The sequence below is a fragment of the Sphingomonas sp. NIBR02145 genome, from assembly GCF_027359115.1.
Taxonomy (GTDB): Bacteria; Pseudomonadota; Alphaproteobacteria; order Sphingomonadales; family Sphingomonadaceae; genus Sphingomonas; species Sphingomonas kyeonggiensis_A.
The window spans coordinates 1972971-1995829 of the sequence record NZ_CP114791.1 but is presented as its reverse complement, the minus strand read 5'-3'; the positions used below and the strand labels follow the sequence as shown (position 1 = coordinate 1995829).

Annotated in this window: 13 protein-coding genes; 8 read left to right on the top strand and 5 right to left on the bottom strand. The window is 66.7% G+C overall.

Annotated elements, in window-relative coordinates; genetic code table 11:
- Positions 1–50: 50 nt before the first annotated feature.
- Complete coding sequence (gene rpoB, locus O3305_RS08800) at positions 51–4208, bottom strand: DNA-directed RNA polymerase subunit beta (RefSeq protein ID WP_269576055.1); 4158 nt, start codon at positions 4206–4208, stop codon at positions 51–53.
- 288 nt (positions 4209–4496) lie between these two features.
- On the opposite strand from rpoB, the gene O3305_RS08795 reads away from it, so the two are divergent.
- The 5 genes from O3305_RS08795 (at position 4497) to O3305_RS08775 (ending at position 12389) form a co-directional block, all read left to right on the top strand.
- Entirely contained in the window at positions 4497–5774 is a 1278-nt protein-coding gene (locus O3305_RS08795; protein ID WP_269576054.1) for a phage tail sheath family protein, read from the top strand.
- A gap of 131 nt (positions 5775–5905) precedes the next feature.
- Complete coding sequence (locus tag O3305_RS08790; RefSeq protein ID WP_269576053.1) at positions 5906–7228, top strand: hypothetical protein; 1323 nt, start codon at positions 5906–5908, stop codon at positions 7226–7228.
- Between the two features lie 115 nt (positions 7229–7343).
- The gene (locus O3305_RS08785; protein ID WP_269576052.1) at positions 7344–9293 is read left to right on the top strand and encodes a CocE/NonD family hydrolase; all 1950 of its coding nucleotides are present in this window, start codon (positions 7344–7346) and stop codon (positions 9291–9293) included.
- A 295-nt stretch (positions 9294–9588) separates the two neighbouring features.
- Complete coding sequence (locus tag O3305_RS08780) at positions 9589–10980, top strand: M16 family metallopeptidase (RefSeq protein ID WP_269576051.1); 1392 nt, start codon at positions 9589–9591, stop codon at positions 10978–10980.
- On the top strand, positions 10980–12389 hold the full coding sequence (locus O3305_RS08775; RefSeq protein WP_269576050.1) for a M16 family metallopeptidase: 1410 nt from the start codon (positions 10980–10982) through the stop codon (positions 12387–12389). Before O3305_RS08780 ends, O3305_RS08775 begins: the two co-directional genes overlap by 1 nt.
- 139 nt (positions 12390–12528) lie before the next feature.
- Here O3305_RS08775 and O3305_RS08770 read toward each other — a convergent pair whose 3' ends face one another.
- Positions 12529–14529, bottom strand: a complete 2001-nt coding sequence (locus O3305_RS08770; protein WP_269576049.1) for an acyltransferase family protein — start codon at positions 14527–14529, stop codon at positions 12529–12531.
- 125 nt (positions 14530–14654) lie between these two features.
- Here O3305_RS08770 and O3305_RS08765 point away from each other — a divergent pair, with 125 nt between their 5' ends.
- Positions 14655–15845, top strand: a complete 1191-nt coding sequence (locus O3305_RS08765; RefSeq protein ID WP_269576048.1) for a hypothetical protein — start codon at positions 14655–14657, stop codon at positions 15843–15845.
- A 489-nt stretch (positions 15846–16334) separates the two neighbouring features.
- On the opposite strand, the gene rplL is transcribed toward O3305_RS08765, so the two are convergent.
- Together rplL and rplJ are read right to left on the bottom strand one after the other, a co-directional pair.
- Positions 16335–16712, bottom strand: a complete 378-nt coding sequence (gene rplL / locus O3305_RS08760) for a 50S ribosomal protein L7/L12 (RefSeq protein ID WP_269576047.1) — start codon at positions 16710–16712, stop codon at positions 16335–16337.
- A gap of 54 nt (positions 16713–16766) precedes the next feature.
- Positions 16767–17282: a 50S ribosomal protein L10 gene (gene rplJ, locus O3305_RS08755; protein ID WP_184168532.1), complete on the bottom strand. Its 516-nt coding sequence runs from the start codon at positions 17280–17282 to the stop codon at positions 16767–16769.
- A 393-nt stretch (positions 17283–17675) separates the two neighbouring features.
- Between rplJ and O3305_RS08750 the strand changes: the two genes are divergently transcribed.
- Positions 17676–20246, top strand: coding sequence for a TonB-dependent receptor (locus tag O3305_RS08750; RefSeq protein ID WP_269576046.1), 2571 nt, complete (start codon positions 17676–17678; stop codon positions 20244–20246).
- Positions 20247–20300: 54 nt separating this feature from the next.
- Here the strand turns inward: O3305_RS08750 and O3305_RS08745 are convergent, their stop codons facing one another.
- The gene (locus O3305_RS08745; RefSeq protein WP_269576045.1) at positions 20301–22094 is read right to left on the bottom strand and encodes a tetratricopeptide repeat protein; all 1794 of its coding nucleotides are present in this window, start codon (positions 22092–22094) and stop codon (positions 20301–20303) included.
- 255 nt (positions 22095–22349) lie between these two features.
- Here O3305_RS08745 and O3305_RS08740 point away from each other — a divergent pair, with 255 nt between their 5' ends.
- On the top strand, positions 22350–22826 hold the full coding sequence (locus O3305_RS08740; RefSeq protein ID WP_269576044.1) for a helix-turn-helix domain-containing protein: 477 nt from the start codon (positions 22350–22352) through the stop codon (positions 22824–22826).
- The last annotated feature ends 33 nt before the right edge of the window (positions 22827–22859 follow it).

Below are 22859 nucleotides of genomic sequence, written 5' to 3'. Positions count from 1 at the left end.
GGAGGGGAAGGGCGACCCGCGGTTTCCTGAACCGCGGGCCGCCTTTCCTATTACTCCGCCGCCTCGGCCAGGCCGGCGTCGTCCTCGGTGCCGTCTTCCAGCGCCTTGAGTTCGACGTTGAGGCCCAGCGAGCGCATTTCCTTGACGAGCACGTTGAAGCTCTCGGGGATGCCGGCCTCGAAGGTGTCGTCGCCCTTGACGATCGCTTCGTAGACCTTGGTGCGGCCGACCACGTCGTCCGACTTCACCGTCAGCATTTCCTGCAGCGTGTAGGCAGCGCCGTACGCCTGCAGGGCCCAGACCTCCATTTCGCCGAAGCGCTGGCCACCGAACTGTGCCTTGCCGCCCAGCGGCTGCTGGGTGACGAGCGAGTACGGGCCGATCGAACGCGCGTGGATCTTGTCGTCCACAAGGTGGTGGAGCTTCAGCATGTAGATGATGCCCACGGTCACCTGGCGGTCGAACTTGTCGCCCGTGCGTCCGTCGAACAGGTCCGACTGGCCCGAGGTGTTGAGACCCGCGAGCTCCAGCATGTCCGAAACATCGGCCTCACGCGCACCGTCGAACACCGGAGTGCCCATCGGGATGCCCGTGCGGATGTTGTGGATCAGCTCGTTGACCTGCTCGGGGCTGCGCGCCTCGATCTCTTCGGCATAGTGGCCGCCATAGACGGTCTTGAGCCGGTCCTTGACGGCGTCGGGCATCTCGCCTGCAACCGCGTCCGGATTCTGCTCGCGCCACTCTTCGAGCTGCTTGGCGACCTGCATGCCCAGGTTGCGGGCAGCCCAGCCAAGATGCGTTTCGAAGATCTGACCGACGTTCATGCGCGAAGGCACGCCGAGCGGGTTCAGCACCAGGTCGACCGGGGTACCGTCCTCGAGGAACGGCATGTCTTCCTGCGGCAGGATCCGCGAGATGACGCCCTTGTTGCCGTGACGGCCGGCCATCTTGTCGCCCGGCTGCAGCTTGCGCTTCACCGCGACGAAGACCTTGACCATCTTGAGCACGCCCGGCGGCAGCTCGTCACCGCGCTCGAGCTTCTCGCGGCGGTCCTCGAACTTGTCCTTGATGCGCTTCACGGCCTCGTCATACTGGCCCTTCACCGCCTCGAGGTCGCCCTGGACCTTGTCGTCAGCGACGGCGAACTTCCACCATTCGTGACGATCCACGCTGTCGAGCAGATCGGCGTCGATCTCGGCGCCCTTCTTCAGGCCCTTCGGCGTCGCGGTCGCGACCTGGCCGAGCAGCATCTCGCGCAGACGCGACCAGGTCGCGCGGTTGAGGATGTTGCGCTCGTCGTCGCTGTCCTTCTTCAGGCGCTCGATTTCCTCGCGCTCGATCGCCAGGGCACGCTCGTCCTTGTCGATGCCGTGACGGTTGAACACGCGGACGTCGACGATGGTGCCGGCCACGCCCGGGGGCAGGCGGAGCGAGGTGTCGCGCACGTCGCTGGCCTTCTCGCCGAAGATGGCGCGGAGGAGCTTCTCTTCCGGCGTCATCGGCGATTCACCCTTCGGGGTGATCTTGCCGACCAGGATGTCGCCCGGCTCCACTTCGGCGCCGACATAGACGATGCCGGCCTCGTCGAGGTTGCGCAGCGCTTCCTCGCCGACGTTCGGGATGTCGCGGGTGATGTCCTCCGGCCCGAGCTTGGTGTCGCGGGCCATCACTTCGAACTCGTCGATATGGATCGACGTGAACACGTCGTCCTTCACGATCCGCTCGGAGATCAGGATCGAGTCCTCGTAGTTGTAGCCGTTCCAGGGCATGAACGCGACGAGCGCGTTGCGGCCCAGGGCCAGCTCGCCGAACTCGGTCGACGGGCCGTCGGCGATGATGTCGCCGGCGTTGACCGTCTCGCCCACCTTCACCAGCGGACGCTGGTTGATGCAGGTCGACTGGTTCGAGCGCTCGAACTTCATCAGCGTGTAGATGTCGACGCCGCTCTCTTCCGCCGAGACCTCGCCGGTCGCGCGGATGACGATACGGGTCGCGTCGACCTGATCGACGACGCCGCCGCGGCGAGCCGCGATCGCGGCGCCCGAGTCACGGGCGACGGTCTCTTCCATGCCGGTGCCGACGAAGGGCGCTTCCGCCTTCACCAGCGGCACGGCCTGACGCTGCATGTTCGAGCCCATCAGTGCGCGGTTCGCGTCGTCGTTTTCCAGGAACGGAATGAGCGACGCTGCGACCGAGACGAGCTGCTTCGGCGACACGTCCATCAGCGTCACCGTCTCCGGCAGCGCCATCAGGAATTCGCCGGCCTGGCGGGCCGAGATCAGCTCTTCGGTGAAGCGGTGATCGGCATCGACCTCGGCCGAGGCCTGCGCGATCGTGTGCTTCGCCTCTTCCATTGCCGACAGATAGACGACCTCGTTGGTCACCACGCCGTCGATCACCTTGCGGTACGGGGTCTCGATGAAGCCATACTTGTTGACGCGCGAGAAGCTCGCCAGCGAGTTGATCAGACCGATGTTCGGGCCTTCCGGCGTTTCGATCGGGCAGATACGGCCATAGTGGGTCGGGTGAACGTCGCGGACTTCGAAGCCTGCGCGCTCACGGGTGAGACCGCCCGGCCCGAGCGCCGAGACGCGACGCTTGTGCGTCACTTCGGAGAGCGGGTTGGTCTGGTCCATGAACTGCGAGAGCTGCGACGAGCCGAAGAACTCGCGAACCGCGGCAACCGCCGGCTTCGCGTTGATCAGGTCGTTCGGCATCACGGTCGACACGTCGACCGAGCTCATGCGCTCCTTCACGGCGCGCTCCATGCGGAGCAGGCCGACGCGGTACTGGTTCTCGAGCAGCTCGCCCACCGAACGCACGCGACGGTTGCCGAGGTTGTCGATGTCGTCGACTTCGCCCTTGCCGTCCTTCAGGTCGACGAGCGTCTTGACGACAGCGAGGATGTCCTCGGTGCGCAGCGTGGTGACGGTGTCCTCGGCGTCGAGGTCGAGGCGCATGTTGAGCTTCACGCGGCCGACGGCCGAGAGGTCATAGCGCTCCGGATCGAAGAACAGGCCGGCGAACAGCGACTCTGCCGTCTCGAGCGTCGGCGGTTCGCCGGGGCGCATGACGCGGTAGATGTCGGCAAGCGCCTGCTGACGCTCCTCGGCCTTGTCGGCGGCGAGGGTGTTGCGGATCCACGGACCGGTCGAGATGTGATCGATGTCGAGCAGCTCGACGCGATCGATGCCGGCCTTGTCCAGCTTCTCCAGGTTCTCGGCCGAGACTTCGTCGCCGGCTTCGATATAGATCTCGCCGGTCGCCTCGTTGATGAGGTCATAGGCCGAATAGCGGCCGAAGATCTCGTCGGTCGGGATCAGCAGGGTCTCGAGACCGTCCTTCTGCGCCTTGTTGGCGGCGCGCGGGCTGATCTTTTGGCCGGCCGGGAAGATCACTTCGCCCGACTTGGCGTCGACGATGTCGAACGACGGCTTGGCGCCGCGCCAGTTGGTCGGGTCGAACGGAATCTGCCAGCCGTTCGGGCCGCGGACGAAGGTCACGCGGTTGTAGAAATAGTTGAGGATGTCCTCGCCGCTCAGGCCCAGGGCATAGAGCAGCGACGTCACCGGCAGCTTGCGCTTGCGGTCGATGCGGACGTTGACGATGTCCTTGGCGTCGAACTCGAAGTCCAGCCACGAGCCGCGATACGGGATCACGCGCGCCGCGAAGAGATACTTGCCCGAGGCATGGGTCTTGCCGCGGTCATGGTCGAACAGAACGCCCGGCGAACGGTGCATCTGCGACACGATCACGCGCTCGGTGCCGTTGATGAAGAAGGTGCCGTTCTCGGTCATGAGCGGCATGTCGCCCATGTAGACGTCCTGCTCCTTGATATCGAGGACCGAACGGGCTTCCGTATCGGGATCGACCTCGAACACGATCAGGCGCAGCGTGACGCGCATCGGAGCGGCATAGGTGATGCCGCGCTGGCGGCACTCTTCCACGTCGAACTTCGGATTCTCGAGCTCGTAGTTCACGAAGTCGAGTTCGGCGGTGCCGGCGAAGTCGCGGATCGGGAAGACCGAGCGCAGGGTCTTCTCGAGGCCGGAGACGTAGCCGATCGAGGGATTGGACCGCAGGAACTGCTCGTAGGATTCGCGCTGAACCTCGATCAGGTTCGGCATCTGCACCACTTCGTGGATGTCGCCGAACACCTTGCGGATGCGGCGCTTGAACGTGCCGCCCTCGATTGCCTTGGTTGCCATGGGTGTTTTTGCCTCGTCAGCCGTAATTTCGGTGCCCCTGTCCGGGGCCGGGACGTGCGGAAAGACGCAGAAAAAGCCGCGCGACTCCCATTTCGGGTTTCGGCAGCTTTCAGCGTCTTATGAGACCGCGACCCCAATTCGCCCGATGCGTTGCGCGACGACGCATCATTTCCCGGAGCCGTGGTAGGAAGCGCGATATAGGTAGCGTGTTGGATTCTGTCAAACCGGTGCAAGCCGGGTTTGGCGGAAACGCTGCATCCGGCTAGCCTCATGGCGAAAGGAAGCGTGATGACGGAGCGCAGCTACAAGACGCCCGGCGTCTACGTCGATGAGATTCCTTCGCCGGTGCCGGAAGTGCAGGGCGTGATTACCGCGATGCCCGTCTTTATCGGCTTTACGGAGTTCGCGGCGTTCGGCGCCTATGGCGAGCCGGTGCGGATATCGTCGGCGCGGGAATTTGCGTTCCGGTTCGGCGGCATGCCGCCCGCGGGCGCCGCGTTCCAGCTCGCCGTCCAGATCGGGCTGTTCTTCGCCAATGGCGGTGCGAGCTGCCTGGTGATCTCCGCCGGAAGCTATTGGGAGGGGCGGGCGCCCGAGGCGGCGCCTGAAGCGACTGGGGACTGGCGGCTCGCCGCGCCTGCGGCGGACGCGCTGCTGGCCGCGCTCGCAGTGGCCGGGGAGGTTGCGGAGATCACGATGCTGGTCGTGCCCGAGGCCTGTCTGCTCTCCACGCCCGATCATGCGCGCCTGATCCAGGCGATGCTCCGCCAGGCCGGCACCTTGCGGAACCGGATGGCGATCCTCGATCTGCCCGGCTGCATTCAGGCAACCGACCTGCCGGCGCTCCGCCAGGGGCGAGCCGATCTCGCTGCCGCGCTGGCGGCGGTTGCGGAATTTGCAAGCTATGGCGCGGCCTATGCCCCGGCGCTGAAGCTGCAATATCCGGGCGGGCCGGGTGCCGACCTGGTCACCCCGCCCAGCGGCGCGGTTGCCGGGGTCTGGGCGCGGAGCGATCTTGCGAAAGGCGTCTGGGTCCCGCCCGCCGGCGTTCAGTTCGAGGTCGTCGCGGATCCGCAGTCCGGCGGCGTCGCGGATCTGGCTTTTCGAATGGGCAGCGACGAACAGGGGGATTTCAACGCGCCGCTGGACGGCGTGGCCGTCGACATCCTCCGTTTCATCCCCGGCTACAATCTCGTGGTCTGGGGTGCGCGCACGCTCGACGGGAACAGCGACGATTGGCGCTATCTCGCGGTCCGCCGTGCCTGCATCTATGTCGAGCAGTCGATTGGCCGGGCGATGCAGGCCTTCGCCTTCGAGCCCAACAACAGTTCGACCTGGGGCAGGGTGAAGGCCATGGTCGAGAACTTCCTTGTCACCTTGTGGCAAGCGGGCGCCTTGCAGGGTGCCAAGCCCTCCGACGCCTATTTCGTATCGGTCGGGCTGGGCACGACGATGACGGCGCAGGACGTGGTGGCGGGCAGGCTGCGTCTCGAGATCGGGGTGGCGATAGCGCATCCCGCCGAGTTCGTCCTTTTGGGGATCGAGCAGGAAATGCAGCCGGCCTGATCCTGCGTGAACGTTGAATTAACAGCGTTATTCATCGCTTCCCTCCCACTGTTCATCGCAGTTTCGAGCCTCCTTCGCGACGGAATCCGGGTTCCATTCATTGAACCTGCGACATGAAGGAGAGACCTGTAATGCGTACCACCCGTGCCGCGCTGTTTCTCGGCGCCGCTTTCCTCGCCGTTCCTGCGTTCGCGCAGGACGCTCCCCAGCAGGTGACGCCGCCGCCGATCATGACGACGCCGGCCCCGACGCCCGCCCCCGCGCCGGCGGCCCAGCCGCAGGTGGTCATCCAGCCCTCTGCCCCGGTCGTCCAGCAGGTGCCCTCGGTCGAGGAGCAGCAGCGCGGCGCCGCTGCCGCCGATGCGCCGGCCCCGGCCGAGCGCCGTGCGACCGCTACCCGCACCACTACGACGCGGACCACCACCACCACGCGCACCGCTCCGGCCCCCGCGCGCCAGGCCGCCCCGGCCCCGACCGCCGAGACCCCGGTCGCCCCGCCGTCGCCGCCGGTGCAGACCGCGCCCGAGCCGCTGCCGCCCCAGGTCGAGCCCGCGCCCGCGCCTGAAGCCGCTGCGCCGGTGACGGCGGACACCGCCACCACCACCGAGCAGACCAGCAGCACCAGCATCGCCTGGCCGTGGCTGCTCGGCGGCGTCGCGCTGCTGGTTGCCGGCCTCGCCGTGTTCCTGCTCGCCCGTCGCCGTCGCAACGACGAGACGACCACCACCGATCCGGTCTATGTCGAGCCGACCCCCGTCGCCGCCGCGCCGGTCGTGACCCGTGAGCCGATCGTCGAGCCGGTCGCAGCGCCCGACGCCGCCGTGATCGTCCCGCCGGCCGACGAGCGCATCGATCCGCGCATCGATCCGCGCGTCGTCCCGCCCGCGATCGAGCCGGTCGTCGCCGAGCAGGAGGCGGAACTCGCCGATGCCAGTAAGGACGACCTCGCCGGTGTCGCCGACGCCACCGCCCCGGTCGCGCACCGTCCCTGGATCGAGCTCGGCCTGCGCCCGGTGAGCGCCGGCACCACCGAGGAAGAGGCGATGGTCGATTTCGAGCTGACCGTCGGCAATTCGGGCGACACCGAGGCCCGCAACGTCCGCATCTCGAGCTTCATGCTCGCCGATGAGGCCGAGGGCAGCGAGATGGAGCGGATGCTCACCGAGCGCCGCGCCGACACGATCGTCCCGCCGGTCTCGATCGAGCCGGGCGACGGCACCCGCGTCGACGCGCACCTCGCGGTGCCGAAGGGCGACCTGGGCCGCGTCTTCAACCCGGTCGTCGTCGCCGAGGCCCGCTACACGCTCCCGGACGGCAGCGAAGCGCGCACCGCCGCCGCGTTCCGGATCGGCCGCCCGGCCTATGAAGGCGGCATCGGAGCGATCGGCGCGTCGCGCCCGCACGTGACCGACGACCTTGCCGCCGAGCTGTACGGCCAGCCCGAGCACGCCTGATCCCTGACATATCGGGGACACAAGAGCCCGCTTCTTCCGAAAGGGAGGAGCGGGCTCTTTCCTTGCGGATGGATTTGGGCCTACGAGAAGCCATTCCTCAGGGAGATAACATCACATGAACAAGAAGTCGTTGCTCGCACTGGCCGCGGGGACCGCGATCCTCACCGCCACGGCCGTCCAGGCCCAGGAAAGCCCCGCGCCGGCCCAGGCGCCCGCCGCGTTCAACGATATCCCGCCCAACTTCCAGCCGCCCGCGCTCCCGGCCGATTACATCAAGCGCGAAGTGATGATCCCGATGCGCGACGGGGTGAAGCTCTACACGGTGATGATCATCCCGAAGGGCGCGAAGAACGCCCCGATCCTGTTCACCCGCACGCCCTACAACGCCGCTGGCCGCGTCGTCCGCACCGAGAGCGGCAAGATGATCAACACGCTGCCCGAGGGCGACGAGGTGTTCGTCAAGGCGGGCTATATCCGCGTGTTCCAGGACATTCGCGGCAAGTACAAGTCGGAGGGCGATTACGTCATCACCCGCCCGCCGGTCGGTCCGCTCAACCCGACCAAGGTCGATCACATCACCGACGCCTATGATTCGATCGACTGGATGGTGAAGAACGTCCCGGAGACCAACGGCAAGGTCGGCATGCTCGGCTCGTCCTATGAGGGCTTCACCGTGGTGATGGCGCTGATGGGCCCGCACCCTGCGCTCAAGGTCGCCGCCCCCGAGAGCCCGATGATCGACGGCTGGATGGGCGATGACTGGTTCCACCACGGCGCCTTCCGCCTGGCGAACATCGGCTGGATCGGCGCGCAGACCGGCTACAAGGGCGCCGGCAAGGCCCCGCCGCGCCCCGATTGGGACGATTACGAGACCTTCCGCAAGGTCGGCTCCGCCGGCGACTGGGCCAAGCAGTTCGGCTATGACCAGCTGCCCGCCTGGAACAAGATGAGCCAGCACGTCTCCTACGACAAGTTCTGGCAGGGTCAGGCGCTCGACAAGCTGCTCGCCGCCAACCCCTCGAACATCCCGACGCTCTGGGAGCAGGGCATCTGGGATCACGAGGACATGTACGGCGCGATCCACGCCTGGGAGGAACTGCAGAAGACCCCGCAGGCCGACAAGAACTTCCTGCTGATGGGCCCGTGGCGCCATTCGGGCTTCAACTATAACGGCTCGACGCTCGGCCAGCTCAACTTCGAGGGCGACACCGCGCTCCAGGCGCGCCGCGACATCCTGCTGCCCTTCTTCAACGCCTATCTGAAGGATGGCGCGCCGCCCTTCACCCCGGCCAAGGCGAGCTTCTACAACACCGGCGAGAACCGCTGGGACTATCTCAACAAGTGGCCGCTCGCCTGCGAGGCCAATTGCGACGCCAAGCTGACTCCGATCTACCTCAAGCCGACCGAGGGGCTGGGCTTCGACAAGCCGGCCGCCGGATCGGACAGCTACGTCTCCGATCCCGCCAAGCCGGTGCCGCACCTGCCGCGCCCGGTGAACTTCCAGGACGGTCGCTGGTCGACCTATCTCGTCACCGACCAGCGCTTCGTCGATGGCCGGCCCGACGTGATGACCTATGTCACCGATCCGCTGACCGCCCCGGTCCGCGTCTCGGGCGCGCCGCTCGCGGACATCTTCGCCAAGACCACCGGCACCGACGGTGACTTCGTGGTCAAGGTGATCGACGTCTATCCGGACGACTATGTCACCAAGAAGGAGATGGGCGGGTTCCAGCTGCCGATCTCGATGGACATCTTCCGCGGCCGCTATCGCAACTCGTTCGAGCACCCGACCGCCATTCCGGCGAACAAGGTCCAGGAATACAAGTTCCGCCTGCCGACGGTGAACCACGTCTTCCAGCCGGGCCACCGGATCATGGTCCAGGTCCAGTCGAGCCTGTTCCCGGTCTATGACCGCAACCCGCAGAAGTTCGTGCCGAACATCTTCTTCGCCAAGCCCGAGGACTATCAGAAGGCGACGGTGACGCTGATGTATGGCGGCGCGAACTCCAGCAGCGTGCTGCTGCCGGTGGTGCCGCTCGACCAGTCGGCGAACGCGCAGAAGTAAGGCGAAACGGGGGAGGGGCCGTCACTGCATCCTCCCCCGCATCCCGCGTCATCTCATCGGCGCACTCTCTGGCCATCCCCATTCGTCATCCCGGCGAAAGCCGGGATCTCATGCGGCGGGGTTTCGGGTATCAACCATTCAGCTCTCTGTTCCCCGGCTTTCGCCGGGGAACCGCTGCACCAGCCGCTGAGCGTGAACGTGGAGACGCTCCGTGGAGCGACCCCCCTAAACCCCTTCCCATCGCGGTGTGCCGATGGAATAACTCACCTTCGACTCATCCTTCGGGGAGGAATTGATGCCTAAATGGAGCCTCGCGCTTGCCTTGGCCGCGACTGCGCTTCCCGCGCTCGCGCATGCCCAGGCGGCGCAGCCCGCCGCGGCGAGCAAGCTGCATGTCGACACGCAATATTTCACGCTGCCCAACGGCCTGCGCGTCGTCCTGACCAGGGATACGATCGCGCCGACGGTGACGGTCGGCGTCTATTACGGCATCGGCTTCCGCGTGGAGCCGCGGGACCGCACCGGCTTCGCCCATCTGTTCGAGCATCTGATGTTCCAGGGATCGAAGCACGCGCCCAAGGGCGTGTTCGACACCACGATCACCAATTCGGGCGGGGTCAACAACGGCTCCACCCGGTTCGATTTCACCAACTATTACGAGATCGTCCCCTCGGGTGCGCTCGAGCGGATGCTGTGGCTCGAGGCGGACCGGATGGAGAATCCGGTGATTGACGATGTCGTGCTCAAGAACCAGCAGGGCGTGGTCGGCAACGAGGTCAAGGTCAACGTCCTCAACCAGCCCTACAGCACCTGGCCGTGGATCGACCTGCCGATGCTGGCCAACACCAACTGGTACAACAGCCACAATTTCTACGGTGACCTGAAGGAGATCGAGGCGGCGACGGTTCCCGACGCCCAGGCCTTCTCCAAGGAGTTCTACCGGCCGAGCAATGCCGTGCTCGTGATCGCCGGCGACCTCGATTATGCCGCGACCCGCGCGATGGTGGAGAAATATTTCACCCCGATCCCCTCGGCCGCCCCGGTCAAGCAGCCCGACATTTCCGAGCCGCGCCAGACCGCCGAGAAGTTCAAGAGCCGTGTCGATGCGCTGGCGCCCAAGCCGGGCTATGCTGCGGGCTATCACGTGCCCGATCGCGGCACGCCCGAATGGTATGCGATGGGGCTGATCGACCAGATCCTGCTCCAGGGCGATGACAGCCGGCTGTTCCGCAAGCTGGTGACCGATACAGGTATCGCCGGCGAGCTTTCGGGCGGGATCAATGGCGATCTCGGCAACATGTTCAACTATCGCGGGCCGATGCTGTGGAGCTTCAGCTTCACCCACGACACGACCCACAGCACCGCGCAGATCACCAAGGCAGTGGACGAGGTGATCGAGGAGCTTCGTGCGAAGCCGGTCAGCGCGGCGGAGCTGCAGCGCGCCCGCACCAAGATGCGCTCGGACCTGTACGGCACGATCGATGGGGGCGGCCGGGTCGGCCTGGTCGATCTGCTCGCGGTCTATGCGCTGTTCGACAATGATCCCACCGCGGTGAACCGGATCGAGCAGGGCTTCGCGCAGGTGACGCCCGAGCTGATCCGGAAGACCGCCCAGGAATATCTCCGAAAGACCAACCGCTCGGTCTACGTCGTCGAGCCGGGCGCCCAGCCCAAGGGAGGCAAGTGATGAAGCGCATGCTCCTCGCATCGGTGGCGTTGCTCGCCGCCACGCCGGCCCTGGCCCAGGACAAGTTCCCGCCCGCGCCGCCGATCGCCGATCCCAAGCCGTTCAAGCTGCCGGCGACCGAGACCTACACGCTGCCCAACGGGCTTCAGGTCACGCTGATCCCCTATGGCATCGCGCCCAAGACCGTCGTGTCGCTGCGCGTGCGCGCCGGTGCGGTCAATGAAGGCGATGCGGTGTGGCTCTCCGAAGTCACCGGCGCGCTGATGAAGGAAGGCGCGGCGGGCAAGACCGCCTCCGATCTCGCCGCCGCTGCGGCGGGGATGGGCGGCCAGCTCAACGTCAGCGCCGGCATGCAGTCGACCACGGTGAGCACCAATGTGCTCTCCGAATATGCGCCGGATGCGATCCAGCTGCTCAGCGACGTGGCGGTCCGCCCGACGCTGCCGGCGAGCGAGCTCGCCCGGGTGAAGGCCAATCTCGGCCGCCAGCTCTCGGTCGCGCTGTCGCAGCCGGGCACGCTGGCGGACGTGGCGCTGGGCCGCACCGTCTACGGCACCAGCCATCCCTATGGCCGGATCATCCCGAGCGCGGCGCAGCTCCAGGGCTATACGATCGACCAGGTGAAGGCCTTCCATGCCGGCCAGTTCGGCGCGAAGCGCGCGCGGCTCTATGTTGCCGGCCGGTTCGACACGGCGACGGTGAAGGCGGCGATCGAGAAGGCGTTCGCCGGCTGGCAGGCCGGTCCCGATCCGGTGGTGCTGCAGAGCCCGCACCAGCCGGGCCCGAAGATCGTGCTGGTCGATCGCCCCGGTGCGCCGCAGGCGACCTTGCGCCTCGCCTTCGACGCCAGCCGTGCGGGGACCGATGCCGACATTCCCCAGCGCGTCACCAATGCGCTGCTCGGCGGCGCGTTCAGCTCGCGGATCACGACCAACATCCGCGAGGACAAGGGTTATACCTATTCGCCCTATTCGGACGTCGAGTTCACCCCCGAGCAGGCGCTCTGGGGCTTCCAGGCGGACGTGACCACCGAGCATACCGGCGATTCGCTGCACGAGGTGTTCAAGGAGATCCGCCGGATGCAGACCGAGCCGGTCCCGGCCGAGGAAGCCAGGGGCATCCGCACCTATATGGCCGGGCTGTTCGCGATCTCGAACTCGACCTCGGGCTCGGTGGTCGGCACCTTGGCGACGCGCGACATCCTCGGCCTGCCGGGCGACTGGACCGAGCGCTATGTGCCCGCGGTGCTGGCGGTGACCCCGGAGCAGATGCAGGCCTCGGCCAACGCTTCCTATCCGCTCGGCAAGCTCATCCTGGTCGTGGTCGGCGACCTCAAGACCGTGGTGCCCCAGCTCAAGGCCCAGCCCGAGCTGGCGAACGTCCCGATGACCACGGTGACGGTGCCGTAATACATCTTCCCCTCCCTGGAAGGGAGGGGATCGAGGGGTGGGTGTAGGCCTGGCGATACGGAACCATATCGTCAGGCCTCTCCGTACCGTCGAGACGGGACCCACCCCCAGCCCCTCCCTTCCAGGGAGGGGCGCGTCTTTACCGAACCCCCAGCACCGTCCGCTTGAGATCCGCATAGATCAGGTCGTTGCCCAGGCCGCTCGGATGGTCGCCGTCGAAGAACAGCGGCCGTCCGCCGGGCAGCGCCTCGCAGGTCTGGCCGGGGCAGAGCAGGGGCAGGGGGTCCCACAGGATCGTCGGCTTCTCGCTGGCGACCAGCGCGCTCATCGCGCGCATCACGTGGCGGCGGCGCTCGAGCATCCGCTCGCGTTCGATCGTCAGCCCGTGGCACGACGGGTTGGCGCGGTTGAACCAGTCGGCGCAGCGGAAGACGGGGCTGGGGAAGACCGGCTTGGGCGCTTCGAGCACCAGCCGGGCGCCGCCGGCGGCGAGCCTCTGGGTGATGCCCCGGGCCTCGACAAGCGCGGCGTCAGACACCACATCCTCGCGGGCGCCGATCAGGTCGCGGTCATTCTCGAACTGGTTGGCGAGGCGGGTGACGCGCAGCCCGGGGAGGAACACCACGTCGCCGGGTTTCGAGCGGGCGGCGATCTCCTTCTCCACCGCATCGTACCAGGCCGTGCAGCGCGGGCGCGAGGCATGGGTCTGGATGAGCTTGAGATAGGGGCAGCCGGGCTTGAAATAGAGCCGAACGCTCGCGCCCGTCTCTGCGGCGAGCCGTCGCAAAGCGGGCGAATAAGCCAGCCCATGCGAGTCGGCTGGGACGAACAGTGTGAATCCCTCCCCCCGCGCGCACCGGGCAGTCCAGGTCGCGATTCTACCCCCGCCAAGCCACTCCCCACCATCGACCGGCACGCACCCGGTAAGATCCAGCGGCAACGCCCGTCCGGGCTCGGCATACCAGGCGAAGCGATCCCGGGTGACGCTCAGCGTGATCCGGTTATGCGCGGCGATGAGCAGCTGCCCGCCCAGCGCTGCCACCAGCACCCCCGCCACCGCCACCGCGACTACTCGGCCACGCGGCCAGCGGACGAGCAGGGGGCTCATCCGAAGCGGCTTCTCGACAAGGAGATAGGAGAAGATCGCCAGTGCAATCGCGATCACCAGCGCGGCGAGCTGGTGCTTGAGCGTGTGCAGCCCCACGGTCCAGCGGAACAGCACGAACACCGGCCAGTGCCAGAGATAGAGCGAGTAGGAGAGCAGTCCCACCGCCACCATCGGTCGCCCGCCCAGCGCACGCGGCGCGGTGCCGCCCAGGATCGCCATGATCGCCAGCGACGTGCCCGCCACCGGCAAGAGCGCGCCGGGGAAGGGGAAGAGCGGTCCTTCGGGGATCGCGAAGCCCGCCGCGATCAGCAGAATTCCCAATGGCGCGAGCCAGCGCCGGCCTGCCGCCCAGGGCTGCCACCGCTCGCGGGTCAGGCAGAGCAGCATGCCGGCGCCCAGTTCCCAGAAGCGCGGAAAGATCAGGTAGAAGGCGAATTTCTGGGCGAAGATGCCCAGCACCGCGCAGAGCAGCAGCGACAGGGCGGAGAGGATCGCCACCAGCCGCACGGCTTTGGCGCCCGAATGCAGGCGGTGGTGCCACCACAGGATGAAGGGGAAGAACAGGTAGAACTGCTCCTCCACGCCCAGCGACCAGGTGTGGGTAAAGGGATTATACGCCGCCTGGGGACCGAAATAGCTGTCCGTATCGGTGGCCAGCACCACATTGCTGAGCCCGAAAAAGGCGAAACGGGCGACCTGGGACAGGCTGTTGCTCAGCCAGGCGTCGGGGATGAACAATTGCGACGCCAGCAGCGAGACCAGCAGCATCACCACCAGCGCCGGCATGATCCGCATCAGGCGGCGGGCATAGAAATATGCCGCAAGCTGCCTGAAACTGGTGAACTCGCGGCCGACCAGCGAACCCGTCACCACGAAGCCCGAGATGACGAAGAAGATGTCCACGCCGGTGAAGCCGCCGGGCAGCGACCAGGGCCAGAGGTGGAAGAGGATCACCGAAGTGACGGCAATGGCGCGCAGCCCGTCGATCGCCGGTATATAGCCGGGGCCGGGCCCCGATCGCTCGCCAGTCACCAATGTCTCCCCAGTGTTTCATCGCTGTAAGGGACGGAGACGGCAGGGACAATCCGCCCTCGACATGCGGCGAATGACGCGCGATGTGCAGCCGTGGTTCATCTTCGGAAGGCCAGGAAATGATGGTGAACGCTGGGAGGCTCAGAACTGTTTGGCTGTGTGGCCTGGCCGCGGCATCGATCGCCGCGCCGCTGGCGCATGCCCAGGATGCACCGGCGCCGGGCTCCGGCTCCGCGCCGATCATCACCCCGCCGCCAAGCGTCCGTCCGCAGCCGCAACAATTGCCGGGCGTGATCCCCGAGCGGTTCAGCATCGCGCCGGCACCCAGCCCGACACCCGCGCCGGTGCCGACACCCACGCCAACGCCGGCAGCCCGTACCGCCACGCCGCAACCGCAGCCCCAACGCGCAGCGCCTGTCGCCCGCGCGACCCCCGCGCCGCGCGAGGCTGCGCCGGTTGCCGCTTCGCCGACGCCGTCCGCGACTCCGGCGCCGACGGCGATGCCGAGCCCGGTCGCTCAGCCCATTCCTGCCCCCCAGCCGGTGCAGACCGCCGTGCCAGTGCCCGAGCCGGCATCCGCGTCTTCGCCATGGCTCTGGGCCGCCGCTGGTGCCGGGGGCACGGCGCTGCTTGGGCTGGGCGGCTGGTTGCTGCTCGGCCGCCGCCGCCGGGAAGAAGACGAAGCGGAGGCTTACGAGGCCGAGCCGATGGCCGTTGCCGCCCCGCCGCTCCAGCCGCCGCCGGGCCTTGGCCGCGCGACGCCTGCGCCCGTACCCGCACCCGCCCAGCCTGCCATTCCAGCACCTGCGCTGGTTGGCACCGAGCCGTTCGAGCTTGGTATCAACCCGCATCGGATCGTGTTTGGCGAGAATGAAGTGCTGGTCGAATTCGAGCTGCTGATCGCCAACGGCACGGGCGCTGCGGCCGACAGCATCCGCGTCGCCTATGCAGCGATGAGCGCGCATGCCCGGCAGGACGAAGTGATCGCCGGCTTCCATGGCGGCCCGCCGGGCGAGCCGGGTGGACCGCCCTTCGACCTGCCCGCCGGCGGCGGCGGGCGCATGCCGGTACGCCTCGCGATCCCGCGTTCGGGCGTGAACGTGGTCGATGTCGGCGGGCGGCCGATGTTCGTGCCGATCGTGCTGATCGACCTGCGCTGGCGCGGCGGGCTCAGCATCCGGCGCTTCGGCGCGGACTTCATCCTGGGCACGGCGGGGCAGGGCGACAAGCTCGGCCCGATCTGGCTCGATCGCCCGGCGCCGACCGGGCAGCTGGCGGCGAACCGCTATCTTGCGAAGCAGATGGCGGCGGCCTGATCCATCCAACAGCGGATCGGTGCCGACTCGCGAAAGTACACAAAGTACAGGCCAAGAGCGGGTTTTCGCGGCGCCTATTTCCCCAGTTTCCCCGGGAACACGTCGCATCTCGCAACATCGTTGCGCGCGCGTGATCCTATTTCTCCAACGGCGACAAAGAGCGGCCGGGTCGAGGCCGGCCGGGCGAGCCCAGCAGGCGAAATCCTACATTGCAAGGAGGCGGAGGGCTGTTGGCCAATTAACCGTAATCCCGGCCTTGTGCCGGGATCCACCGTGCCTCGGGGGGGCGGCATCGAGCCGTGGGGCCAGCGCTTGCCTCCCGGTGGACGCCGGCACAAGGCCGGGGTGACGAAGAAGGAGGACGCTTTCGCGGCGGTCCCTCCACCCCGAGGCGAGCCGGGGAGGAGGTGATGCGCAGGCAAAAGAAAAGGGCGGCCCGTTGCCGGACCGCCCTGATCTGGTTCGCTGAAAAGCGAGAAGCTAGGAAGCTTACTTGACCTCGACGGTCGCGCCGGCTTCTTCGAGCTGCTTCTTGATCTTCTCGGCTTCGTCCTTGTTGACGCCTTCCTTGACAGCCTTCGGAGCCGACTCAACGAGAGTCTTGGCTTCGGTCAGGCCCAGGCCGGTGATGGCGCGGACTTCCTTGATGACGTTGATCTTCTTGCCACCGTCGCCGGTGAGGATCACGTCGAACTCGGTCTTCTCTTCAGCAGCCGGAGCAGCGGTGCCAGCGCCACCCGGGGCGGCAACGGCGACGGCAGCGGCGGCCGAAACGCCCCACTTCTCTTCGAGAAGCTTCGAGAGCTCAGCGGCCTCGAGGACGGTCAGTTCCGAAAGCTGGTCAACAAGTGCGTTAAGGTCAGCCATGATAAACTCCAATCAATTCAGGTGTTTAGGGATAAATAAGCTAGCAAGATCCGCTTATGCGGCGTCCTTGGCCGCATAGGCGCCGAAAACGCGCGCGAGCTGCGCGGCCGGTGCCTGCGTGACGGTCGCGAGCTTCGTTGCCGGAGCAACGATGAGGCCCACGAGCTTGCCGCGAAGCTCGTCCAGCGACGGCAGCGAGGCGAGTGCCTTGATGCCTTCCTGGTCGAGAACCTGCGTGCCCATTGCGCCGCCGACGATTTCGAGCTTGTCGTTCGTCTTGGCGAACTCGACCGCCACCTTGGCCGCAGCCACGGGGTCGATCGAGGTGGCGAGCGCCGTCGGACCCGTAAGCAGGTCGGCGATCGCCGCGTAATCGGTGCCGTCGGCAGCGATCTTGGCAAGCTTGTTCTTCGAGACCTTGTAGCTCGCGCCGGCCTCACGCATCTTGTTACGGAGGTCCGTCGACTGCTTGACGGTCATCCCGAGGTTGCGGGTGACAACCACCACGCCAACCTCGCCAAAGGTGCGGTTCAGCTCGGCAACGGCATCAGCCTTCTGGGAACGATCCATGCCGGTCTCCTCGTTATGAGCAACTCCCTTGCGGGAAATGCCCGGTTACAAAATGTCCGAGGGGAAGGATCGTCGTGCCCAGATCCCTGGGCATGACCCGCGCGCTCCGCTCAGGGAGCCGCCGGTGAAAATCTGTCCCCGTCTAGGCGAGAGATTAAGCAGGGCAAATTCCCTGCACTCGCTGTCTCGGACGGTCACCTCCCGAAGGAGGAAGGCGCGCCAATAGCGATATTTGTGGATAAGTCAATTGCGGCGGCGGCGGGCGCTCCGACGTGTCTCGGATCGGTCTTATTCGTTTCGCCAATGTGTCTCACAACCGGAACGAGACTGCCACATCCCCCGCCTAGGGGCCGATGCTGCGGCGCAACGAAGCCGCGATTCCCAGGGGGATATATGACGGCTCGCCACGTTCTTCGTGCCACTGTTTGCGCAGCGGCTCTTTCCTTCACCGCCATCGCCGCGCCGGCCTATGCCCAGCAGGACCAGGCAGCGCCGTCCGACGAGGCGAGCGCACCGGAGAATGCCGGCGACCAGGCGATCCTCGTGACGGCGAAGCAGACCCGCTCGGCGACCGCGATCCCGGCCAGCGAGATCCAGAAGATCCTGCCGGGCGTCTCGCCGCTCAAGGCGATCCAGACGCTGCCCGGCGTGCTCTATGTCACCGCCGATCCCTGGGGCAACAACGAGCAGAACGCCCAGATCTTCATCCATGGCTTTGCCGGCAACCAGCTCGGCTACACGATGGACGGCATCCCGCTCGGCGACCAGAGCTACGGCAACTATAATGGCCTGTCGCCGCAGCGCGCGGTGATCTCCGAGAACGTCGCCCGCGTCGTCGTGTCGGCCGGCGCCGGCGATCTCGCCACCCCATCGAACAGCAACCTGGGCGGCACGATCGAGACCTTCTCGTCCGATCCGACCCCGAGCTTCGGCGTGACCGCCAACCAGACGGTGGGCAGCTACAACACCTCGCGCACCTTCCTGCGTCTCGATACCGGCCTGGGCAAGGCGGGCACCGACTCCGCTTATTTCGCGATCACGCGCCACAAGGCCAAGGCATGGGACTTCAACGGCTGGCAGGGCGGCTGGCAGGGCAATGCCAAGTATGTGCACGACGATTCGGTCGGCAAGTTCACGCTGTACTTCGACTATAACGACATGAAGCAGCCGAACGAGGACGCCACCGTCTTCTTCAAGCCCTCGGCCGGCGGCACCGCCACCCCGGTGCAGCTCTACACGCCCTATACCAAGCCCTTCTCCTATCCGGACCTGGGCGGCTATCGCAGCTATATCAACGCGCTGGGCAACTCGCCCGCCGCGGTGGGCAGCAACTACCGCAACTATTATTCGGACGCGCAGCGCACCGACCACCTGACCTATGCGCGGTACGAGGCGAAGATCGCCGACAATATCCGGCTGACCAACACCATCTATTATCACCACAATGACGGTGTCGGCGTCGTCGCCGGCCCGCTCGGCCAGTCGATCACCACGGCGCAGCCCTATCTCGATGCCGGCTATGCCGCGCTGCCGACCAACTGTCGCTTCACCGCCAACGGCAACGGCGTGCGCCCCGCCGCCTGCACCGCGCGCACCGACGCGCAGCTGGCAGCGGTGGGTGCGGCGATGGTCGCGGCGACCGGCGGCTCGGGCCTGATCACCCGCACCACCGAATATCGCATCGATCGCGGCGGCGCGATCAGCTCGCTCAACGTCGAGCTGGGCAATCACAAGATCGAGCTGGGTGGCTGGTTCGAGCATAACAGCACCACCCAGTGGCGCCGCTGGTATGCCGTGCCCGTCGGCAGCCCGGAACTCAGCACCCCGTACATCCGCCCGATCCGGGTGATGCAGCCGCTGTTCACCCAGTATCAGGGCGAGGCGCGGATCAACGAACTGCAGCTCCACGTCCAGGACACCTGGCAGGTGTTCGAGCCGCTGCTCGTCCAGTTCGGCTTCAAGACCAGCGCGCAATGGGCCAATGGCTGGTATCCGGTGCAGCCCAAGCTCGGCTCGCTCTCCGGCCTGACCGGCGGCCTGCCCGAGGGCAAGATCAACACGCTCAAGTGGTTCCTTCCGGCCGTGGGCGCGACCTATGACGTCAACGGGCACGAGCAAGTCTATTTCAACGTCCAGAAGAACCTGCGCCAGTATCAGGCATATCTGGCCGGTGGCGGCGGCCCGTGGTTCACCGGCAGCCAGGCGGCGTTCAACGCCTTCGCCAATGACGGCAAGCCCGAGAGCAGCTGGACCTATGAAGCCGGCCTGCGCACCCACCGCAACTTCGGCGGCGGCATCGGCCTCGAGGCGCAGATCAACTATTATCATGTCGACTTCAGCGACCGCCTGCTGGCGATCTCGACCAATCCGGGCGGTATCGCGGGCGGCCAGATCGCCGGCGGCACCTCGATCCTGGTGAACGTGGGCGACGTGAAGACCAACGGCGTCGATGCGGCGTTCACGCTGCGCTTCGGCCGCATCTTCTCGTTCTACAACGCCACGTCGTACAACCTGTCCAAGTACCAGAGCGACTATAGCTCGACCGCGACCGGCATCGGTGGCGCGACCAGCAGCTGCATCGGCGGCTATCTGGTGGTGGGCGGCGTCGTACCGACTTGCGGCAAGCAGCTGCCGGGCACGCCGAAGTGGATGAACAAGAGCGTCGCGACGCTCAATGTCGGCCCGATCGAGGCGCAGCTGGTGGGCGACTATGTCGGCCGCCGCTACGCCACCTATTCGAACGACGCGAGCATCGGCTCCTATTTCCTCACCTCGCTCAGCGTCGGTGTCGACCTGCCGGCCGACATGGTCGGGATGAAGAAGGCGAAGCTCAGCCTGAACGTCACCAACCTGGGCGACATCAAGGGCTGGTCAACGATCTCGGCGGGTTCGGCGACCAACAGCTACTCGGCGTATCCGATTGCGCCGCGCCAGTGGTTCCTGACCTATTCGTCGCAGTTCTGATCCTCGGATCGGCTGAAAAGGAAGGGCCGGGGGCGCATCGCCTCCGGCCCTTTTCTATTTCAGCGTGGCGAGCAGCGCGCGGGCGGGAAGCGCCTCGGGCGAGCCATAGGGGCCGTTGGCCACCGGCAGCAGCGCGCCGCGCGCCGCAACGGTGCTGCCCCGCGCGGCGAGTGCCTCGCCGAGCAGCAATCGCGGGGCAGGGGCGGCGGGAACGGTGTCCGCGGCCTTCATCAGCCCCTCGATCGCGACATCGGGCACGGCTTCGCCCGCATCGGCGAAGCTGCGATAATAAGCGAGCAGCGGCAGCGGGTTCTCGCTGTCGGCGCGATTGGCGCGGGCGATGGTGACACGGGCGCTCTTCAGCATCGCCTGCCTGTCCGCCGCCGGCGCCGCCAGCGCGATCCGCGTCTGGGCTACGCCCCGCCAGGCAAGCGCGTCGCCGTTGCCGGGGGCGATCGCCAGCGCCTTGCCGGCGGCGGTGGCGCATTCGGTGCCGTTGCCGCTGCGGCATTCGGCTTCGGCAAGCAGCAGCTGCGCGTCGAGGTTCGCCGGATAGCGGGCGGCGTCGCGGCGCAGGCTGCGCAACCAGTCGTCGCGGTGCGCGATCGCGTCCCGCCGCGCCTTGTCCAGCTTCGGGTCCGTGGAAGCGGGCGGCCGCTCGACCCGCGAGCCGAGCTCGAGCCGTCCTTTCACAAAGGCCGCCTCGCCTTCGGTCAGCCGCCGCACGATCGGCTCGCCGGCGCGATCGGCGGGATAGGACATCTGCTCGAACGGCAGCTTGCCATTGTCATAGGCGGCAAGTTCGGCCTGCAGCTTGCCGAGGTCGCCGAATGCCGCCGCCGCGCGCGCCATCGACTCGCCCGCGGCGATCGATGCGAGATAGGCGTGGAGCTGGTCCCGGCGGGTGTTCGAGAAGAACAGCATGTGCGTGAGCGCCCAGGCGTGGAGCGGGGTCCATCGCTCGGCAGCCTTGCGGTCGCTCAGATAGCGGCCGGTCAGGACATCCGCGATCGGCGTGCGGGCATAGCGATCGAGCACCTTGCGCAGCCCGTCCGGCGCGCGGCCATATTCGATCTTCGCATCACCCTCGGCTGCCATCGTCGCGAACAGCTCGCCAAAGCCGTCAACATACCAGCGGGGATAGGCATGCGGGAAATAGGTGACCAGGAAATGGCGCGCATAGCCGGCATAGATGCGGCCCTCCGCCGAGATCGGCACCGCCAGCTCGTTCACCGAAAGGGCGAGCGGGTCCTCCCGTCCGAATCGCGCGATCGATCCGGCCTGGCCGGCGGCGAGCGCGGCCGCCGTGCCGGGGTTCTCGCCCGATGCCCCGGCGGCGGGATCGGCCGCCGGTGTCGTCGCGCGGACCAGGTCGGGAAGGATATTGGCGAGCGACTGGCCGGGCTCGAGCACTGCCTTCTGGTCGAAGCGACTCGCGGCGAACACCGCACCGTCCTCGCGCGGATCATAATAGGCCGGCTCGGGGAAGACGCGGGCATAGGGGCCGGGCGAATAGCGCAGGTTCGCCAGGTCCATCGCATCGAACTCGGCGCCGTTGCCGACCAGGGTGATGCGCAGCTTGCGGGTGTTGTCCGGCCGGTCGACTCGGTTGAGCAGAACCGAAAGCAGGAAATGGAGTCGCTCCAGATTATGGGCGATCCGGGTCAGCTCCTTCTCGCTGCCGTCGCTGATCACCACGACGTGATCGGTCTCGGCCTGGCGCCAGTTGCTCGGCCGGTCGCGCTGGCCCTGCACCACGATCGCGGCATCCTGGCCGGGCGGATTCGCCTCCTGTGCCACGGCATTTCCAGCCGTGCCGATCAGGCCCAGTGCCAAAATCGCGCGCATGCCCCGCATATCGCCTCTCCCGCTATATCGTTAGTGCGTTACTATGCGCGTTACGTCGGGGGGAAGGAAGCGCACGATGGCGGTTCGGCCAGGCCCGGATACGCAGGTGTTTCTAGCGGGAGGAGGAAGGCCGTTTCGGCTGGATTCCCATTTGCATGCGATCCGTTTTTCCCAACGCGATTTTGCGCGGAAACTCACACTCTTTCACACCAACTCGGTTGGATTTCCACGCGCGATGGCTAAAAGCTGGCAGCGATGGTGACCGGGACGATCGAGCAACTCACTGCACGTGAACGTGACTGCCTGCGGCTTGTCGCGCGCGGCATGTCGTCCAAGGAAATCGCCCTCGCGCTTGGCCTGTCGCCGCTCACGGTCGATGGGTACCTGAAGGAAGCAGCCCGCACGCTCGGCGTATCCAGCCGGCGCGAGGCCGCGCGCATCCTCACCGCGCACGAGGATGCCTCTCTGCAGCCCCCGGAAACACCCCCCCAAAATTTGGGGGCCGAGCCGGTGGACCTTGCCGAAACGGTGCATTCGGGAGTTCCATTGCCACCGAAACGGTCCGAAGCCGAACCGCGCTTTCGGGTTCCGTTTCTGAGGCAAGGGAGGCAAACCAATGATCTGGACCCGCTCAACCGCCTGATGTGGATATTCGGTCTCTCGATCCTGATGCTGATCGCGGTGGCCAACTTCCTCAATGGGCTGGGCGCGCTCTGGCGCATTACCAGCTGAACTAGGTCTCTTCCAAAGCCGGACCATCAACCA